Genomic DNA, 746 nt, shown 5'->3' on the forward strand with positions numbered 1-746 from the left:
AAATATGGTGGCAGCTCGGTCGGCGATATCGAGCGCATCGAGCATGTCGCCCGCAAGGCCATCGCCACCCGGGATGCGGGGCACAAGGTCGTGGTCGTGGTCTCGGCGATGAAGGGCGAGACCGACCGGCTCATGGAGCTGGCGCATGCGGCCTCGCAGTCCGAGTCCCCGCGGCCGCGGGAGCTCGACCTGCTGCTCTCCACCGGCGAGCAGGTGACCATCTCGCTGCTCACCATGGTGCTGGAGCGCCTCGGTGCGCCGGCGCGCTGTTATACCGGCCCGCAGGTACGCATCCTCACGGACAGCGCCTTCAGCAAGGCGCGCATCCAGGACATCGACGACGAGCGCATCCGCGAGGACCTCGACGAGGGCCGCATCGTGGTGGTCGCCGGCTTCCAGGGCGTCGACGAGAACGGCTCGGTCACGACCCTCGGCCGCGGCGGCTCCGATACCACGGCGGTCGCCCTGGCGGCGGCGCTCGAGGCCGACGAATGCCAGATCTATACCGACGTGGACGGTGTCTACACCACCGATCCCCGGGTCGTGCCGCAGGCGCGCCGCCTCGACCGCATCACCTTCGAGGAGATGCTGGAGATGGCCAGCCTCGGCTCGAAGGTGCTGCAGATCCGCGCCGTCGAGTTCGCCGGCAAGTACAAGGTGCCCCTGCGCGTCCTCTCCACGTTCGAGGAGGGGCCGGGCACACTGATCATGTATGAGGAAGAAGGCATGGAAGAACCGCTTATCTC

The 746-nt window shown here is 67.8% G+C and carries 1 protein-coding gene; it reads left to right on the plus strand.

The window, feature by feature from the left end:
• A partial coding sequence (locus G7A99_RS22680) for an aspartate kinase (RefSeq protein ID WP_163144281.1) occupies window positions 1-746 on the plus strand: 746 nt, incomplete at both ends.

It is taken from the genome of Arhodomonas sp. KWT (assembly GCF_010993615.1).